This is a genomic window from Palleronia pelagia, assembly GCF_900110115.1.
Taxonomy (GTDB): Bacteria; Pseudomonadota; Alphaproteobacteria; order Rhodobacterales; family Rhodobacteraceae; genus Palleronia; species Palleronia pelagia.
This window is the reverse complement of the sequence record NZ_FOCM01000004.1, coordinates 211,984-228,603: the sequence shown is the minus strand read 5'-3', so window position 1 is coordinate 228,603 and position 16,620 is coordinate 211,984. Positions and strand designations below refer to the sequence as shown.

Here is a 16,620-nt window from a genome sequence, read left to right as displayed (position 1 = left end):
CCGTCCCTCTCGTCGCGGAGCAATCTGCTACGACCGATTCATCTTGACTTAGTTCGATATGGAACGATAATAATTTCATATCGAACTAAATGAGTCGCCCGAAGGAGACACGAGATGACCCTGACCAGACGCAAGATGATCGCCCTCGTGGGCGGCGGTGCAATCACGGCTGTGGCCGGTGGGGCCGGGGCCTTCGCCGTCACGCGCCGCCCCGACCGGGCGCTGGCGCCCTGGGACGCGGCCGGCACACCCACCGACCCGCGCGCCCGCGCCCTCAGCTTCGCACTGCTGGCGCCCAACCCGCATAACCGGCAGCCGTGGCTGGCCCGGCTCGACGGAGACGATACCGTGACGCTCTGGCGCGACCCCGCGCGTGACCTGCCGGTGACGGACCCGTTCGGGCGGCAGCTGACCATCGGCATGGGCTGCTTCATCGAGCTGATGGAGATGGCGGCCGCCGAGGGGGGCTTCGCGGTCGAGACGACGCTGTTCCCAGAGGGTGAGACCGCGGACAGCCCGGTCGCGCGCAGCCGCTTCTTGCCCGGCGCGGGGGCACCGGACCCGCTGTTTGCGCATGTCATGGACCGCCGCAGCCACAAGATCGGCTTCGACGCGCGCCCGGTGCCGGGCCGCTACGCCCGCGATTTCGCGCCCTTCGCCGACGTCGTGCTGCCCGGCCCGAGGGCCGAGGCGCTGCGCCGCATCGCCATCGATGCCTGGCACCGCGAGGCTGCGACCGACGACGCCTGGCAGGAAAGCGTCGACCTGCTGCGGATCGGCAAGGCGCAGATCAACGCGAACCCCGACGGCATCGACCTGGGCGGCCCGATGATGGACAGCCTGCACGCGCTGGGCCTGCTCACCCGCGAAGGGGCGGGGGACCGCAATGACCCGAACGTGCGCGCGGCCATCGACGAGACGACGCAGGCCATCGCCGGCGCGCCGGCCTTCGTGGTGATGACGACCCAGACCAACACGCGGCGGGACCAGATCGAAACCGGCCGTCGGTGGATGCGGCTGAACCTGGCCAGCACCGGCGCCGGTCTGGGGCTGCGGCCGGTCAGCCAGGCCCTGCAGGAGTACCCCGAGATGGCCGAGATCCACGCCGACATCCACGCGCGCGAGGCGCCGGGCGGCGGGACGGTTCAAATGCTGGGGCTGCTGGGCTACGGTCCGTTGACCCCGCGCACCCCGCGCTGGCCGCTCGAGGCGAAACTGATTGGCTGAAGACCCCATCGCGACCTGGTTCACGCTGTTCAACGAAATCGGCATCGTGAACCAGCTCAGCTCGACCCTGCTCGAAGCGCAGCTGCCCAAAGGCATGCTGCGCTCGCATTTCTCGGTGCTGAACCACCTGATCCGGGTGTCGGATGGGCGCACGCCGCTGGAACTGTCGCGGGCCTTCCAGGTGCCCAAGGCGTCGATGACCCACACGCTCGCGGGTCTGGAGAAGGCGGGGCTCGTCGCGCTGCGGCCCCATCCGAAGGACGGGCGGTCCAAGCAGGTCTGGCTGACCGAGGCGGGGCGCGCATTCCGGGACGACGCGGTGGCCGCGCTCGAGGCCGATATCGAGGGGCTGGCGGCTGAGATCCCGACCGACGAGGTCGCCGCCGCGCTGCCGTTCCTGACGCGCCTGCGCAAGGTCATGGATTCGGCCCGCGACGGCTGATGTCCCGCTGACTGGCGAAGCCCTCACGCCAATCCCTGCCGAATTTCCTTCGCGATACCCCGCTCTCCGTGCGACACTGAGCGCGGGAGGGGCCATGGACGAGACCGGGGCCGCACAGAAGCCGCTCGATGCGGCCGAGATCGGCGCCGTCGCGCATCTCTATCGTGGCGAGGTCTATCGCTCGACCATCTGGCGCACGCGGCTCGACACCACGACGAACTGGGCGGTGGTGACGCTGGGGATCGCGCTGTCGATCTCGTTCGCGGCGCCGCAGGCCTCGCCCTTGCCGCTGATCCTCGTGGGCGTGCTGATCTTCTTCTTCCTGTGGCTCGAGGCGCGGCGCTATCGCTATTTCAACGTCTGGCGCGCGCGCTGCCGCTGGATCGAAACGCATTTCTACGCACCGATGCTGCACGACGGCGACCACCACATGGACCATGGCTGGCAGCAGACGCTGGCGCAGGACTACATGCATCCACGCTACCACGTGTCGCTCTGGGTGGCGCTGGGCCGGCGCATCCGGCGCAATTACTTCTGGATCCTGCTGATCCAGAGCGCGGCCTACGTGGGCAAGCTGGTGGTGCATCCCGAGCCGATGACGGATGCCGCCCAGCTCGTCGAGCGGGCGGCGATCGGGCCGCTGCCGGGGCAGGCCGTGCTGGCGATGGGCGTCGCCTATTGCCTGCTGTGGGGCTGTGCGGCCCTTGTCAGCCTGCTCACCGACCGGGCCCGCGTCCGCGTGCGCGGCACCCGCAGCGGCATGGGGTAGGCCCGCGCGCTAGTGCAGCTTCAGCGCCGGGCGGACCACCTGGTTGACCTTCGACACGACGATCTGCGCCGTGCCGCGGAACCAGCCGTGCACGTTCAGGATATGCATCCGGTAGAGCGACATGTAGGCGGCGCGGGCGATGCGCCCCTCGATCGCCATCTTGCCGCCCACGAGGTTGCCCATCAGGCTGCCGATGGTGGCGAAGCGGGACAGCGACACCAGCGATCCCCGGTCGTTGTAGACGAAATCCTTCAGGCTCTGCCCGCGCTGGGCGCGTTCGAGGTTGTCGTAGACGCAATCGGCCATCTGCTGGGCGCTTTGCGCGCGCGGTGGGATCGGCCGCGCGTCGCCGGGCAGGTGGCAAAAGGCGCAGTCGCCGATGGCGAAGATGCGGTCGTCCACGGTGGTCTGCAGCGTGGGTTTCACGACGATCTGGTCCAGCTTGTTGAGTTCCAGGTCGCTCATCCCCTTCACCGCCTCGTCGCCGCGCACGCCGGCGGCCCACAGGATCATCTTGGCGTCCAGCGGCGCGTCAGCGCCCTTGATATGCACGCGGCCCGGCTCGATCCGGCTGACCATGGCCTCGGTGCGCACGTCGACCCCCAGCGATGTCAGCTCGGACCGCACATTGTCCGAGATCTTCTCGTCCAGCGCGGGCAGCAGGCGCGGCCCGGCCTCGAGCAGGGTCAACTCGATCGCGCTGTCGTCGAAGACTTCCAGCCCGTAGCTGCGCAGCGCCTTGGCCGAGTTAACCAGTTCGGCCGACAGCTCGACCCCCGTGGCGCCACCGCCAACGATGCAGATCGGCAGCTTCGCCGTCTCGCCCCGCGCACGGGCCTGATTCACGCGCAGGCAGGCGTTCAGAAGGACCTGCCGGAACCGGTCGGCTTGCTTGCGATCCTCGAGGAACATCGCGTTCTCGCGCACGCCCTCGATCCCGAAATCGTTGCTGACCCCGCCCATGGCCAGCACGAGGTAGTCATAGCGGATCTCGTGGCGGTCGATGATGACGCTGCCTTCCTCGTCCAGAAGCGGCGCGGTGGTGACCATCCGCTTCTCGCGGTCGATCCGTTCGAGGCCCGCGTTGAAAAATCGGTAGCCCCAGCGCGCCGCGTGGCCGCCATAGCCGACCTCGTCGAGATTCGGATCGAGCGATCCCGCCGCGACCTCGTGCAGGAGCGGCTTCCAGACATGGGTGCGGTTGCGGTCGATCAGGATGATGTCGTGCCGGTCGCGCCCGTAGCGCTTGCCGAGCTTGCGCACGAGGCCCAGCCCCGCCGCGCCGCCGCCCACCACGACGATCTGTGTCTTGCGTTCGGACATGCCGCCCCCCGCCTGCCGTTGGAGTTGTCCCCTACAGACCTAGCCGATGGCGCGGGTAATCCAAATGCCCCGTCGCTCCCGCCCGTCGTCGGCCCGTGCCGGGCCTTCTCCCGTTGGGCGTGGCCGCGCGTGCCGCGCAGTGCGGGTATTCGAGGACCAGTGATGCAAGGGGGGGGGCGGGCCACCGGAGCTTGCCACGAAAGGGTGCGCCGGCGGCAGGCCGCGGGCCGTGAGTATTTTGGGACCAGTGATGGGGCGGGCGCGCGCCTTTCCTGCCGGGCTCAGGCGCGGTGGGCGCCGCCGGCGAGCCCCGACACGAATTCGAGCACCTCGTCCACCGGGCGGCCCTTCCCCAGCTCGCCCACGATGGCCGAGCCCACCACGCAGCCATCGGCCACCGACGCGATTTCGGCGGCCGCGTCGGGCGTGCGGATGCCGAAGCCCACGATGACGGGAAGGTCGGTTTTGGCCTTGATTCGCGCGACCTCGGGGCCAACCTCGGTCGACTGGGCCGCGGCCGCGCCGGTGATGCCGGTGATCGAAACGTAGTAGACGAAACCGCTGGTGTTCTGCAGCACCTTGGGCAGTCGCGCGTCGTCGGTGGTGGGCGTGGCGAGGCGAATGAAGTCGATGCCTTTGGCCAGCGCCGGCAGGCAGAGCTCGTCGTCCTCCTCGGGCGGGAGGTCCACCACGATCAGCCCGTCGATCCCGGCGGCCTTGGCATCGTCCAGGAACCGATCGACACCGTGGGAGTAGATCGGGTTGTAGTAGCCCATGACCACGATGGGCGTGGTGTCGTCGTCCTTGCGAAAGACGCGCACCATCTCGAGCAGCCGGTTGAGCGTCATCCCGCCTTCCAGCGCCCGCTGCCCGGCCAACTGGATCGTCTCGCCGTCGGCCATGGGATCGGTAAAGGGCAGGCCCAGTTCGATGATGTCGACGCCGGCGCCGGGTAGGCCGCGCATGATTTCGAGCGAGGTCTCCACGTCCGGATCGCCGCCCATGATGTAGCTGACGAAGGCCTTGCGGTTTTCCGTGCGCAATCTGGCGAAACACTCTGCGATGCGGCCCATGTCGTCCCCTTTTCCGATCCGCCCCTGCATATCCGCGCGGCGCGCCGTTGTTCAATGGCAGATGCGCTCCTATCTATCCCTCATGAACTACGTGCTTGCCCTTTTCCTGCCGCCGCTGTCGATCCTGCTTCTGGGCCGGATCTTCACGGCCATCGTCACCTTCCTGATCTGGGTGCCGGCCATCCTGATCTCGGGCGGTCTGACCCACCCGATGTTCATCCTTCTGGCCTGGATTTTGATCTACCAGTCCCACGCCGACCGCCGCGACCGCGCCTGACCTTGCACGCCTGCGCCGCGCGCCCTAGATGGGGCGCGGTTTCAGCCAAGCGAAGGGATGCGTCATGGGCTTCAAGATGGGGATCGTCGGTCTGCCGAACGTGGGCAAATCGACCCTGTTCAACGCGCTGACCAAGACCGCCGCGGCGCAGGCGGCGAACTTTCCGTTCTGCACCATCGAGCCCAACGTGGGCGAGGTCGCCGTCCCCGACGCGCGGCTCGACACGCTGGCGGGCATCGCCAAGTCCAAACAGATCATCCCGGCGCGCATGACCTTCGTGGACATCGCGGGATTGGTGAAGGGCGCCAGCCGGGGCGAGGGGCTGGGCAACCAGTTCCTGGCCAATATCCGCGAATGCGACGCCATCGCCCACGTGCTGCGCTGCTTCGAGGATGACGACGTGACCCACGTGGATGGCCGCGTGGACCCGGTCGCCGATGCCGACACGATCGAGACCGAGCTGATGCTCGCCGACCTGGAATCGGTTGAAAAGCGCATCGCGGGCCTGTCGCGCAAGGTGCGCGGCGGCGACAAGGAGGCCGTGCAGCAGGAACGCCTGCTGAAGCAGGCGCAGGCCGCGTTGGAGGATGGCCGCCCGGCCCGCACCGTCGAGGTGGCCGAGGACGACGCCAAGGCGTGGCGCATGCTGCAACTGCTGACCGCCAAGCCGATCCTGTTCGTCTGCAACGTGTCCGAGGCCGAGGCCGCCACCGGCAACGCCCATTCCCAGGCCGTGGCCGACATGGCGGCGAAGCAGGGCGCGGGCACCGTGGTGATCTCGGCCCAGATCGAGGAAGAGATCGCCCAGCTTGACGCCGACGAGGCGCGCGAATTCCTGGAAGAACTGGGGCTCGAGCAGGCCGGGCTCGACCGGCTGATCCAGGCGGGCTACCAGCTGCTGGGGCTTCAAACCTATTTCACCGTCGGTCCCAAGGAGGCCCGTGCCTGGACCATCCCCAACGGCACCACCGCCCCCAAGGCCGCCGGCGTCATCCACGGCGATTTCGAGCGCGGCTTCATCCGGGCCGAGACGACGGCCTACGACGATTACGTATCGCTTGGCGGCGAGGCGGGCGCGAAGGACGCCGGCAAGATGCGGGTGGAGGGCAAGTCTTATATCGTCAAGGACGGCGACGTGATGCACTTCCTGTTCAACGCTTGACAATATCCGTCTGTATATACATCTTCTGGTATATACAGATGAGGTATCACCCATGTTCGAGACCAAGATCCGCAAGGTCGGCAATTCCTGCGTCCTGACGCTCTCGAAAGAGGCGCTGGCGGTGCTGGACGCGGCCGAGGGCGATACCGTCTACCTCGTGCGCACCGATGACGGGTCGCTGGCCCTGCGGCGGCACGAGGACGACTTCGCCGACGCCATGGACGCGCTCGAGGTCGGCGCGCGCCGCTATGACAAGGCGATGGACGCGCTGGCATGACCGATGCGCCCCGGTGGGTGCCGTTCGCAGCAATCAAGGCCATTCACGACCGCATGATTTCGCGCCACGGCGGCACGCCGGGGATGCGGGACGAGGCATTGCTGGAAATGGCGTGCGGGCGGCCCCTTAATCTGCACGCCTATGGCGATCCCGATCTTTTCGAGCTGGCCGCGGCCTACGCTTTCGGGATCGCCAAGGCGCACGCCTTCATCGACGGCAACAAGCGCACCGCGTTCCAGACCGCCTTCGTGTTCCTCTACGTGAACGGTCAGGATCTGGACGTGCCCAATGCCGAGGTTGTCACCATGATGGAAGACCTCGCGCAATCGCGGGTGCCCGAGGCCAAGTTCGCGGCCTGGCTGCGGGCGGGGGCTGCGGCGCGGTAACGCATGTTCGCCTCTTGTTCGCGTCACGGCGTGAACGTAGTGTGAACGCATGGCCAAGCTGGATCTTCAACAGAAGCTCGCGATTCTCTCGGACGCGGCGAAATACGACGCCTCCTGCGCATCGTCGGGCACGTCCAAGCGGCAGTCGCGCGACGGCTCGGGGCTGGGCTCGACCGAGGGCAGCGGCATCTGCCACGCCTACGCGCCGGACGGGCGCTGCATCAGCCTGCTGAAGATCCTGATGACGAATTTCTGCATCTACGACTGCGCCTATTGCGTGAACCGTGTGAGCAGCAATGTCACCCGCGCGCGCTTCTCGCCGGAGGAGGTGATCCAGCTCACCCTGGAATTCTATCGCCGCAATTATATCGAGGGGCTGTTCCTGTCCTCCGGCATCATCAAGTCGCCGGACGACACCATGGCCGACATGGTGCGCATCGCGCGCGAGCTGCGGCAGGTCCAAAATTTCCGCGGCTACATCCACCTCAAGACCATTCCCGACGCCGCCCCACACCTGATCGAAGAGGCCGGGCGCCACGCCGACCGCCTGTCGATCAATGTCGAGCTGCCCACCGACGCATCGGTGAAGTCCTACGCGCCCGAGAAGGACCCGGGCACCATCCGCAAGGCCATGGCCGACGTGCGGCTGACGAAAGAGGCGTCGAAGGACCGGTCCCACACCGGCAAGCGTCCGCCGCGCTTCGCGCCTGCCGGCCAGTCGACCCAGATGATCGTGGGCGCAGACGGGGCAAACGACGCGACGATCCTCGGGCAGTCCACGCGGCTTTACTCCAGCTACAAGCTCAAGCGCGTCTACTACTCGGCCTTCTCGCCCATCCCCGACAGCTCGGCCAAGCTGCCGCTGATCCGCCCGCCGCTGGAGCGCGAGCATCGGCTGTACCAGGCCGACTGGCTGCTGCGTTTCTACGGGTTCGGGCTGGACGAGATCACGGGCGCGACCGAAGGCGGCAATCTCGACCTCCAGATCGACCCGAAGCTTGCCTGGGCCCTGCAGAACCGCCACCACTTCCCGCTCGACGTGAACGCGGCCCCGCGCGAGATGCTGCTGCGCGTGCCTGGGTTCGGCGTGAAGACGGTGAACCGCATCCTGACGACCCGACGGCACAGAACCTTGCGCTACGAGGATCTGACGCGGATGGGGGCGAGCCTGAAGAAAGCGCGCGCCTTCATCACCGCCGCCGGATGGACGCCGGGCGCGCTGACCGACAGCGCCGACCTGCGCGCGCGGTTCGCGCCCCCGCCCGAGCAGTTGAGCCTCTTCTGATGCCCACCGTCGTGGTGCCCGAGATCGGCGCGGCGGCCGCGTGGCGCGACGCTGCGCGCGGGCTGCTGGGGGCCGGGGTGCCGCCGGCCGACGTGCTGTGGCAGTTCGGGGCCGGCGACGCGGATCTGTTCGCAGACGCGCCCGCCACGCCACCCGCGCCGGGGCGGGTGAGCGTGCCGAAAAGCTTCGTGTCGCTGGCCGAAAACCTCTGCTGGCATTCCGACCCGCAGCGGTTCGCGCGCCTTTACGCCTTCCTGTGGCGGCTGAAGGATCGCCCGTCGCTGATGGCCGATCGGGGCGATGCGGACCTGGCGAAGTTGCGCGTGATGGAAAAGGCCGTCAGCCGCGACAAGCACAAGATGAAGGCCTTCCTGCGCTTTCGCGAGGTGCCGAAACTGGGCGACCGCCGCCGCTTCGCCGCGTGGTTCGAGCCCACCCACCACATTGCCGAGCCCATGGCGGGCTTCTTCGCGCGCCGCTTCGGCGACATGGACTGGCTGATCGTCACCCCCCACCGCTCGGTCGCCTTCACCGATGGCCGGATCGCGTTGCTGCCGGGCGGGGCCAAGCCGGACCTGCCCGACGACGCGCACGAAGCGCTCTGGACCACTTATTTCCGCAACATCTTCAATCCCGCGCGTCTGAAGGTGCAGGCGATGCAGTCGGAAATGCCAAAGAAATACTGGAAGAACCTGCCCGAGGCCGCCGCCATCCCCGAGATGATCGCGGGCGCAGAGGCGCGGGCGCGCCAGATGCAGGCCGCCGCGCCCAGCCTGCCGCCGCTGCGCGCGGCGCGCATCTCTGAGCGGTTGTCGGGGCAGGACACGCCACCGCCCGCAGGCGACCTGGACGCGCTCCACCGGCAGGCCGCCGTCTGCAGGCGCTGCCCGCTGCACCGGGACGCCACGCAGGTGGTGATGGGCGAGGGGCCGCGCGACGCGCCGCTGATGATCGTGGGCGAACAACCCGGCGATCGTGAGGATCTGGCGGGGCGTCCCTTCGTCGGCCCGGCGGGCCAGCTGTTCGACCGGGTGGCGGGCGAGGTCGGACTTGACCGCGACCGCGCCTTTGTCACCAATGCCGTGAAGCATTTCAAATTCCAGCCGCGCGGCAAGCGGCGCATCCACCAACGCCCCGACGCGGGCGAAGTGCAGGCCTGCAAATGGTGGCTCGAGGCGGAGCGGCAGCTGGTCCGACCGAAACTGATCCTCGCCATGGGTGCGACGGCGGCGGAAAGCCTGACGGGCAGCGGCAAGGGCATCCTGTCGCGACGCGGCACGGTCGAGGCGGCCGAGGATGGCACACCCGTCCTGCTGACGCTGCATCCGTCCTACCTGCTGCGCGTGCCCGACGCGGCGGCGAAAGAGGCCGCCATGCGCGATTTCCGCGCCGACCTGTCCATTGCGGCCCGGATGCTGGCCGAGGCCGCCTGACCCTTCAGGCCGCCGACACCCGCTTCGACGCGTCCTGCGCGTCGACCGGCACCAGTGCGCGGACCAGGTCCTGCATGTGCAGAAGGCCCACCTGCTGCCCGCCCGACATCACGCGGTAATGCAGGTTCGTGTCGCCACCCGAGATCGCGATGACCGACTCGAGGTTCTGGTCGGCGTCGACCTCGCCCGCAAGGCCGTCGCCCTCGCGGTCGGTCTCTTCCATGATCGAGCGGACGCGCAGCACGCGGGCGCGATTGATGTCCGAGATGAAGTCCACGATGTAGGGGTCGTTCGGATGCAGCAGGATCTCCTGCGGTTCGCCCTGCTGGACCACGCGGCCGTCCTTCAGGATCACCAGGTGATCGGCCAGCTTCAGCGCCTCGTCGAGGTCGTGGGTGATGAAGACGATGGTCTTGTGCAGCTCTTTCTGCAGTTCCAGCAGCAGGTCCTGCATGTCGGTCCGGATCAGCGGGTCGAGCGCCGAGAACGCCTCGTCCATCAGCATGATCGGGCTGTCCGAGGCCAGCGCCCGCGCGATGCCCACGCGCTGCTGCATGCCGCCCGACAGCTGGTTGGGGTAATGCCCGCCGTAGCCGTGCAGGCCCACCCGGTCGAGCCACTTGGTCCCGTCATCCTCGGTCGCCTGGCCGCCCTCGCCACGCACGCGCCGGGGCATCGTTGTGTTCTCCAGCACCGTGCGGTGGGGCAGCAGCGCGAATTTCTGGAACACCATCGACATTTTCGAACGTCGCAGGTCGCGCAGCTTCTTCTCGCCGTAAGCCAGCACGTCCTCGCCATCGACCTCGACCTTGCCATCGGTGGGTTCGATCAGGCGGTTCAGGTGGCGGATCAGGGTGGATTTGCCGGACCCCGACAGGCCCATGATGACGGTGATCTCGCCATCGCGCATGTCCACGTTGATGTCCTGCAGGCCCAGCACGTGGCCATAGCGCTTGAGCAGGTCGGGTTTGCCGACGCCGGCCTTCACGTGCTCCAGCGCCGATTTCGGGTCGGACCCGAAGATCTTGTAGAGCTTGCGGATCGAGATCTTCACGGGCTTTTTCTGTTTCATGTCGCTCACCGTCCGCTTGCGTCGATGCGGCTCAGCGCCGCCTTGGTGGACCGGTCCAGCAGGATCGCCAGAAGCACGATGCAGAAGCCCGACACCAGGCCGACGCCCAACTCCAGGTTCCGGATACCGCGCAGCACCAGAACGCCCAGCCCCGGCGCCGAGACCAGCGACGCGATGACGACCATGGCGAGGCTCATCATGATGGTCTGGTTGATGCCGGCCATGATGTTGGGCAGCGCCAGCGGGATCTGCACGCGGGTCAGCTTCTGCCACGAGGTCATGCCGAAGGCGTTCGCCGCCTCGATCACGTCCTTGTCGACCAGCCGGATGCCCAGGTCCGTCAGGCGGATCACCGGCACGATGGCGTAAAGGATGATGGCGATGCCGTAGAGCTTGGACTCGGTGACCGAGAACAGGAAGATCAGCGGCACGAGATAGACGAATGTGGGCAGCGTCTGGAGCATGTCGAGCACCGGGATCGCGCCCCGTTGCAACACGTTCGAGCGCGACATGGCGATGCCTATGGGCACGCCCAGCACCACCGAGAATATCGTGCAGACGAAGATGATCGACAGCGTCTGGATCGCGTAGACGTAGTGGTCGATGAAGGCCATGAACAGGAAGCTGAACGCCACCAGCGCCGTCACCTTGGCCGATTTCGACGCGAACCACGTGATCGCGATCAGGAACGGGATCATGATGAACCACGGCACCGCCTGGAAGAACTGCAGCGACAGATCCAGCATCCAGCCCAGCGGCGTGGTGATCGGGTCCAGCACCACGCGCAGCGCGTCCTTGATGCCCAGGAAACCCTGTTCGACCGCGTCGGTCATGTCGCGGGTGCGCGGGATGATCGAGCAGGACTGGTTCAGCGCGTCCAGCGACGGGAAGGGCAGCTCCCACAGGTTGACGTCCGGCGCCTCGGTCTCACCGCGGGCCTGCGCCATGAGCTCTTCCATGGTCATCGGGCCGCCAGCGCCCTCGACACTGCACCAATCGGTGAGGCCCACCGCCTCGATCACGCCGTCATAGGTCGCCATGTCATATCCGCCTGTGGGAGATTTTCATGTTGGGCGCCGGGTCCTGTCCCGCGCGCCGGAAAGGGCGGGCCCGCACGATGGGGGCCCGCCCGGTCATGCGCTTACTGCAGCAGCATCGACAGGTTTTCCGAGGCCTCTTCGTTGACCCAGTCGCGCCACACGTCGGTATAAGTGGTCAGGAAGTAGACCGCAGCCTCGTCGGCCGAGGCGTTGTTGGCTTCCTGCCAGGCCAGCACGTCGCCCATCTGGGCGTTCGTGAACTGCACATTGGTCATCAGCTCGGTCAGATCCGGGTGCTCGTCCGCGAAGGACGTGGTGACGACCGTCTTGACCGGTCCCACGGGGTAGGAGGACACGCCGACTTCCTCGCAGTCGGGGTCGGCGTTGCACATGTGGACCTCGTGGTTGTACTCGCCCAGGTCCACCGACACCATCTCGTACTTGCCCAGAACGCTGGTGGGCGCCCAGTAGTAGCCCAGCCACGGCTCGTTGTTCTCGAACGCGGCCGCGATCGAGGTCGCCATGGTCTCGCCCGAGCCGTGCTGGAACACCTCGAAGCCGTTGCCTTCCAGGTCCACCGCGTCGGCCAGCGCGCGGTTGGTGTTCTTGCAGCCCCAGCCCTCGGGGCACTGGTGGAAGCGGGCGCCGACCACTTCGGGATTGGCCAGCAGGCCTTCCAGCGTGGTCACCTCGGGGTGTTCGTCGGCGATGTATTTCGGGATCCACCAGCCCTCGATCCCGCCGTCGGACAGCACGTCGGTCAGGGTCGTGATGACGCCTTGCTCGGACAGCCGGTCGTAGGCCGGGGTGCCGTTGATCCACAGCTCGGTCACGATGTCGGGCGAGCCGTTCTCGGCGACCGACACCAGCGACGGCGTGGTCGAGGACGGGACCTTCGTCACGTCGCAGCCATAGCCCTGTTCCATCAGGAAGGTCGCGACCGAGGTCACGATGGCCGACGAGGCCCAGTTCATTTCGGTGATCGAGACTTCGCCGCAATCGCTGGACTGGGCCTGTGCAAGCCCCGGCAGGGCCGCGAGGCCGAGCGCGGCCAGTGTGATGGTCTTCTTCATTGGATTTCCCCTTGCTGCGATCCGCTGTGAGGCGGCGGATGTTTATTATGGTTTGCATTACTGCCGCAGCTTGCGCTGCGATTGCAACCTTTCAAAACCTCAAGATTTCCGTGCGGTGCCTTCTTTTGGAACATTAATGCGTTGATTGACTAGTCAGTCAACACGTGGCATGGCAAAGCCTATCGCAACCGCAGGAGTCGATCATGCCGAGACCCGACATCCAGACCTCGCGCCGCCGGGCGCTGGTTCAGGCCGCCATCGCCGAGATCGGCAAGCGCGGCACGCTGGACGTCACCGTGGGCGGCATCGCCCGCCGGGCGGGGGTCTCCAGCGCGCTGGCGCATCACTACTTCGGCTCGAAGGATCACATCCTGACGGCGGCCATGCGCCATATCCTGCAAGGCTTGCGGGCCGAGCATCTGCGCCGGCTGCGCGGCGTCACGGGCCCGCGCGAACGGCTCCGCGCCACGATCGCGGCGAATTTCGGCGGGCAGTCCTTCCGGCGCGAAGTCATCGCCGCATGGCTCGCCTTCTACGTCTCGGCGCAGCACGACCGCGAGGCGCGCAGGCTGCTGCGCGTCTACCAGCGGCGGTTGCGCTCGGCCCTGCTGTCGGACCTGCGCCCCCTGTCCGGCGACGATGCGCCGCAGCTGGCCGATACGGTCGCGGCCCTGATCGACGGGTTCTACATCCGCGAGGCGTCGCGCACCGGCGCGGCCGACCCGGCTGGCCTGGCGGCGCGCATCGACGCGACGCTCGACACCCTGCTGGAGGCCTGCGCATGACCAAGGGACCGAACATTCTCATCCTCATGGTCGACCAGCTGAACGGCACGCTGTTTCCCGACGGCCCCGCCGACTGGCTGCACGCGCCCAACCTGAAAGGGCTTGCCGCCCGCTCGCGCCGCTTCGCCAATGCCTACACGGCCTCGCCGCTCTGTGCGCCGGGGCGGGCCAGCTTCATGTCGGGGCTGCTGCCCTCGCGCACGCGGGTCTACGACAACGCGGCCGAGTTCGCGTCGGACATCCCCACCTACGCCCACCACCTGCGCCGCGCGGGCTGGCAGACCTGCCTGTCGGGCAAGATGCATTTCGTGGGTCCCGACCAGCTTCACGGGTTCGAAGAGCGTCTGACCACCGACATCTACCCGGCCGATTTCGGTTGGACGCCGGATTACCGCAAGCCGGGCGAGCGCATCGACTCGTGGTATCACAACATGGGCTCGGTCACCGGCTCGGGCGTGGCCGAGATCACCAACCAGATGGAATACGACGACGAGGTCGCGCATTTCGCCAAGATGAAGCTCTACGACTACGCGCGCGGCCACGATCCGCGCCCGTGGTGCCTGACCGTCAGCTTCACCCATCCCCACGACCCCTATGTCGCCCGGCAGGAATTCTGGGATCTCTACGGCGATTGCGACCACCTGGACCCGCCGGTGGCCGAAATGGCCTACGAAGACCACGACCCGCACTCGCAGCACATCCTCGACGCCAACGATCGCGGCAATTTCGACGTCACGCGCGAGGACGTGCGCCGGTCGCGCCGCGCCTATTTCGCCAACATCTCGTATCTCGACGCCAAGGTGGGCGAGATCCTGGACACGCTCGACCGCACGGGGCAGGAGGCCGCGATCCTCTTCGTCAGCGACCACGGCGACATGCTGGGCGAGCGGGGGCTGTGGTACAAGATGAGCTTCCTCGAAGGCTCGGCCCGCGTGCCGCTGATGATCGCGGCCGAGGGCGTCGCGCCGGGCCTGGACGAGACGCCGGTCAGCAATATCGACGTCTGCCCGACGCTCTGCGATCTCGCCGGGGTCGACATGTCGGAAATCGAACCCTGGACCACGGGCGAAAGCCTGCTGCCGCTGGGGCAGGGGGCCACGCGCACCAGCCCCGTCGCCATGGAATACGCGGCCGAAGGCTCCTACGCCCCGCTGGTCGCGTTGCGGCAGGGGCGGTTCAAGTACACCCGCTGCGCGCTGGACCCCGAGCAACTGTTCGACCTGGACGCCGACCCGCACGAGCTGACGAACCTCGCCGCCGCGCCCGCCCACGCGGACACGCTGGCGCAGTTCCGCGCAATGGCCGACGCGCGCTGGGATCTCGACCGCTTCGATGCCGAGGTCCGCGAAAGCCAGGCCCGCCGCTGGGTCGTCTACCCCGCGCTGCGCCAGGGCGGCTACTACCCCTGGGACTGGCAGCCCACGCGCATCGCGTCCGAGCGGTACATGCGCAACCACATGGATCTGAACGTGCTGGAGGACGCCCAGCGCGCCCCGCGCGGCCAGCAGCCCGACCCCGACGGAGACGCGTGATGACCCACGATGCCCAACCCACCGCCAGCCATTTCATCGACGGCCAGTATGTCGAGGACACGGCCGGCGACGCCATTGCGGTGATCTATCCCGCCACCGGTGAACAAATCGCCACGGTGCACGCCGCCACGCCCGCAATCATCGACCGCGCGATCGACTCGGCGGCCCGCGCGCAGGCGGACTGGGCCGCGTTGCCGGGGGTGGAACGCGGCCGCATCCTGCGCCGCGCCGCCGACATCCTGCGCGACCGCAACGACGCGCTGTCGCGGCTCGAGACGCTCGACACCGGCAAGCCGATCCAGGAAACGCTGGTGGCCGACGCGACCAGCGGCGCCGACGCGCTGGAATATTTCGGCGGCCTCGCCGGGGACATCTCGGGGCGGCACATTCCGTTGGGCGGCGGCGATTTCGCCTACACGATCCCGCGCCCGCTGGGCGTCTGCGCGGGGATCGGCGCGTGGAACTACCCCACCCAGATCGCCTGCTGGAAGGGCGCGCCCGCGCTGGCCGCGGGCAACGCCATGGTGTTCAAGCCGTCCGAGACCACGCCGCTCTGCGCGCTGAAGGTGGCCGAGATCCTGCACGAGGCCGGTCTGCCACCGGGCCTGTTCAACGTGATCCAGGGCGCAGGACCGGTGGGCGCGGCGCTGTCGACCGATCCGCGCGTGGCCAAGGTCTCGCTCACCGGCTCGGTGCCCACGGGCCGCAAGGTCTATGCCGCCGCGGCCGCGTCCATGAAACACGTCACGATGGAGCTTGGCGGCAAATCCCCCCTGGTGATCTTCGACGACGCGACGCTGGATGACGCAGTCTCGGGCGCCATCAACGCCAATTTCTACAGTTCGGGGCAGGTCTGCTCGAACGGCACACGGGTCTTCGTGCACGAGTCGGTGGTCGGGGATTTCCTCGAACGCCTGCAAGCCCGCGTCGCGAAGGCCGTGATCGGCGATCCGCTGGATCCGGCCACCAATTTCGGTCCCATGACCACCGAGGCGCAGATGCAGATCGTGCTCGGCCATCTCGACACCGCGCGGGCCGAGGGCGCGCGCGTGGTCTGCGGCGGTCACCGGATCGAACGCGCGGGCTACTGGGTCGCGCCCACCGTGCTGGCCGACGTGACCGACGCCATGACCTGCGCGCGGGACGAGATCTTCGGCCCCGTCATGTCGGTCCTGTCCTTCACCGGCGAGGACGATGTGATCGCGCGCGCCAATGACACCGCCTTCGGGCTGTCGGCGGGCGTATTCACTCGCGATATCGCCCGCGCGCACCGGGTCGTGGCGCAGCTGAAGGCCGGCACGGCGTGGATCAACGAATACAACCTGACACCCGCCGGGATGCCCTTCGGCGGGTCGAAGGCCAGCGGCATCGGCCGCGAGAACGCGCGCGAGGCGCTGGACCATTTCACCGAGGTGCAGACCGTCTATGTCGGCACCAACCCCGTGGAGGCCGCGTTTTGACCAG

At 67.7% G+C, this 16,620-nt stretch carries 17 protein-coding genes; 12 read left to right on the top strand and 5 right to left on the bottom strand.

Going from position 1 to position 16,620, the window contains the following annotated elements; all coding sequences use genetic code 11:
• The first annotated feature begins 114 nt into the window (after positions 1–114).
• From BMX96_RS10515 to BMX96_RS10505, 3 genes are all read left to right on the top strand, one after another.
• The gene (locus BMX96_RS10515) at positions 115–1,227 is read left to right on the top strand and encodes an Acg family FMN-binding oxidoreductase (RefSeq protein ID WP_175481713.1); all 1,113 of its coding nucleotides are present in this window, start codon (positions 115–117) and stop codon (positions 1,225–1,227) included.
• Positions 1,220–1,669, top strand: coding sequence for a MarR family winged helix-turn-helix transcriptional regulator (locus tag BMX96_RS10510; protein ID WP_236737031.1), 450 nt, complete (start codon positions 1,220–1,222; stop codon positions 1,667–1,669). Before BMX96_RS10515 ends, BMX96_RS10510 begins: the two co-directional genes overlap by 8 nt.
• A 94-nt stretch (positions 1,670–1,763) precedes the next feature.
• A complete protein-coding gene (locus BMX96_RS10505; protein ID WP_091845448.1) occupies positions 1,764–2,438 on the top strand; it encodes a DUF2270 domain-containing protein in 675 nt (224 codons plus the stop codon).
• Between the two features lie 9 nt (positions 2,439–2,447).
• Here BMX96_RS10505 and BMX96_RS10500 read toward each other — a convergent pair whose 3' ends face one another.
• Both BMX96_RS10500 and trpA read right to left on the bottom strand, forming a co-directional pair.
• Positions 2,448–3,761: an NAD(P)/FAD-dependent oxidoreductase gene (locus BMX96_RS10500; protein ID WP_073128301.1), complete on the bottom strand. Its 1,314-nt coding sequence runs from the start codon at positions 3,759–3,761 to the stop codon at positions 2,448–2,450.
• A gap of 281 nt (positions 3,762–4,042) precedes the next feature.
• On the bottom strand, positions 4,043–4,834 hold the full coding sequence (trpA, locus tag BMX96_RS10495) for a tryptophan synthase subunit alpha (RefSeq protein WP_091845447.1): 792 nt from the start codon (positions 4,832–4,834) through the stop codon (positions 4,043–4,045).
• Positions 4,835–4,916: 82 nt separating this feature from the next.
• Between trpA and BMX96_RS10490 the strand changes: the two genes are divergently transcribed.
• The 6 genes from BMX96_RS10490 to BMX96_RS10465 all read left to right on the top strand — a co-directional run bounded on the left by BMX96_RS10490 (position 4,917) and on the right by BMX96_RS10465 (position 9,654).
• Positions 4,917–5,111, top strand: a complete 195-nt coding sequence (locus BMX96_RS10490) for a hypothetical protein (RefSeq protein ID WP_091845446.1) — start codon at positions 4,917–4,919, stop codon at positions 5,109–5,111.
• Between the two features lie 64 nt (positions 5,112–5,175).
• The gene (ychF, locus tag BMX96_RS10485) at positions 5,176–6,273 is read left to right on the top strand and encodes a redox-regulated ATPase YchF (protein WP_091845445.1); all 1,098 of its coding nucleotides are present in this window, start codon (positions 5,176–5,178) and stop codon (positions 6,271–6,273) included.
• A gap of 52 nt (positions 6,274–6,325) precedes the next feature.
• Positions 6,326–6,550 (top strand): AbrB/MazE/SpoVT family DNA-binding domain-containing protein, encoded by a 225-nt coding sequence (locus tag BMX96_RS10480; RefSeq protein WP_073128296.1) that lies wholly within the window; start codon positions 6,326–6,328, stop codon positions 6,548–6,550.
• Positions 6,547–6,936: a type II toxin-antitoxin system death-on-curing family toxin gene (locus tag BMX96_RS10475; protein WP_091845444.1), complete on the top strand. Its 390-nt coding sequence runs from the start codon at positions 6,547–6,549 to the stop codon at positions 6,934–6,936. The genes BMX96_RS10480 and BMX96_RS10475 overlap by 4 nt, the downstream gene beginning before the upstream one ends.
• A 49-nt stretch (positions 6,937–6,985) precedes the next feature.
• Positions 6,986–8,221, top strand: coding sequence for a putative DNA modification/repair radical SAM protein (locus tag BMX96_RS10470; protein ID WP_091845443.1), 1,236 nt, complete (start codon positions 6,986–6,988; stop codon positions 8,219–8,221).
• Positions 8,221–9,654: a UdgX family uracil-DNA binding protein gene (locus BMX96_RS10465; protein WP_091845442.1), complete on the top strand. Its 1,434-nt coding sequence runs from the start codon at positions 8,221–8,223 to the stop codon at positions 9,652–9,654. Before BMX96_RS10470 ends, BMX96_RS10465 begins: the two co-directional genes overlap by 1 nt.
• A 4-nt stretch (positions 9,655–9,658) precedes the next feature.
• Here the strand turns inward: BMX96_RS10465 and BMX96_RS10460 are convergent, their stop codons facing one another.
• The 3 genes from BMX96_RS10460 to BMX96_RS10450 all read right to left on the bottom strand — a co-directional run bounded on the left by BMX96_RS10460 (position 9,659) and on the right by BMX96_RS10450 (position 12,839).
• The gene (locus tag BMX96_RS10460; RefSeq protein ID WP_091845441.1) at positions 9,659–10,726 is read right to left on the bottom strand and encodes a quaternary amine ABC transporter ATP-binding protein; all 1,068 of its coding nucleotides are present in this window, start codon (positions 10,724–10,726) and stop codon (positions 9,659–9,661) included.
• A gap of 5 nt (positions 10,727–10,731) precedes the next feature.
• Positions 10,732–11,766 (bottom strand): ABC transporter permease, encoded by a 1,035-nt coding sequence (locus BMX96_RS10455; RefSeq protein ID WP_091845440.1) that lies wholly within the window; start codon positions 11,764–11,766, stop codon positions 10,732–10,734.
• Positions 11,767–11,867: 101 nt separating this feature from the next.
• The gene (locus BMX96_RS10450) at positions 11,868–12,839 is read right to left on the bottom strand and encodes an ABC transporter substrate-binding protein (protein WP_091845439.1); all 972 of its coding nucleotides are present in this window, start codon (positions 12,837–12,839) and stop codon (positions 11,868–11,870) included.
• 203 nt (positions 12,840–13,042) lie between these two features.
• Between BMX96_RS10450 and betI the strand changes: the two genes are divergently transcribed.
• Genes betI through betB form a run of 3 tightly spaced genes read left to right on the top strand, consistent with a single transcriptional unit; the run spans position 13,043 to position 16,616 of the window.
• A complete protein-coding gene (betI, locus tag BMX96_RS10445; RefSeq protein ID WP_091845438.1) occupies positions 13,043–13,624 on the top strand; it encodes a transcriptional regulator BetI in 582 nt (193 codons plus the stop codon).
• A complete protein-coding gene (betC, locus tag BMX96_RS10440; protein WP_091845437.1) occupies positions 13,621–15,156 on the top strand; it encodes a choline-sulfatase in 1,536 nt (511 codons plus the stop codon). Before betI ends, betC begins: the two co-directional genes overlap by 4 nt.
• Positions 15,156–16,616, top strand: a complete 1,461-nt coding sequence (gene betB, locus BMX96_RS10435; protein ID WP_091845436.1) for a betaine-aldehyde dehydrogenase — start codon at positions 15,156–15,158, stop codon at positions 16,614–16,616. The genes betC and betB overlap by 1 nt, the downstream gene beginning before the upstream one ends.
• Positions 16,617–16,620: the final 4 nt, after the last annotated feature.

Bases quoted from the DNA above. Each gene is read 5' to 3' on its own strand.
- BMX96_RS10515 (WP_175481713.1), top strand. From the start codon at position 115: ATGACCCTGACCAGACGCAAGATGATCGCCCTCGTGGGCGGCGGTGCA.
- BMX96_RS10505 (WP_091845448.1), top strand. From the start codon at position 1,764: ATGGACGAGACCGGGGCCGCACAGAAGCCGCTCGATGCGGCCGAGATC.
- BMX96_RS10500 (WP_073128301.1), bottom strand. From the start codon at position 3,761: ATGTCCGAACGCAAGACACAGATCGTCGTGGTGGGCGGCGGCGCGGCG.
- trpA (WP_091845447.1), bottom strand. From the start codon at position 4,834: ATGGGCCGCATCGCAGAGTGTTTCGCCAGATTGCGCACGGAAAACCGC.
- BMX96_RS10490 (WP_091845446.1), top strand. From the start codon at position 4,917: ATGAACTACGTGCTTGCCCTTTTCCTGCCGCCGCTGTCGATCCTGCTT.
- ychF (WP_091845445.1), top strand. From the start codon at position 5,176: ATGGGCTTCAAGATGGGGATCGTCGGTCTGCCGAACGTGGGCAAATCG.
- BMX96_RS10480 (WP_073128296.1), top strand. From the start codon at position 6,326: ATGTTCGAGACCAAGATCCGCAAGGTCGGCAATTCCTGCGTCCTGACG.
- BMX96_RS10475 (WP_091845444.1), top strand. From the start codon at position 6,547: ATGACCGATGCGCCCCGGTGGGTGCCGTTCGCAGCAATCAAGGCCATT.
- BMX96_RS10470 (WP_091845443.1), top strand. From the start codon at position 6,986: ATGGCCAAGCTGGATCTTCAACAGAAGCTCGCGATTCTCTCGGACGCG.
- BMX96_RS10465 (WP_091845442.1), top strand. From the start codon at position 8,221: ATGCCCACCGTCGTGGTGCCCGAGATCGGCGCGGCGGCCGCGTGGCGC.
- BMX96_RS10460 (WP_091845441.1), bottom strand. From the start codon at position 10,726: ATGAAACAGAAAAAGCCCGTGAAGATCTCGATCCGCAAGCTCTACAAG.
- BMX96_RS10455 (WP_091845440.1), bottom strand. From the start codon at position 11,766: ATGGCGACCTATGACGGCGTGATCGAGGCGGTGGGCCTCACCGATTGG.
- BMX96_RS10450 (WP_091845439.1), bottom strand. From the start codon at position 12,839: ATGAAGAAGACCATCACACTGGCCGCGCTCGGCCTCGCGGCCCTGCCG.
- betI (WP_091845438.1), top strand. From the start codon at position 13,043: ATGCCGAGACCCGACATCCAGACCTCGCGCCGCCGGGCGCTGGTTCAG.
- betC (WP_091845437.1), top strand. From the start codon at position 13,621: ATGACCAAGGGACCGAACATTCTCATCCTCATGGTCGACCAGCTGAAC.
- betB (WP_091845436.1), top strand. From the start codon at position 15,156: ATGACCCACGATGCCCAACCCACCGCCAGCCATTTCATCGACGGCCAG.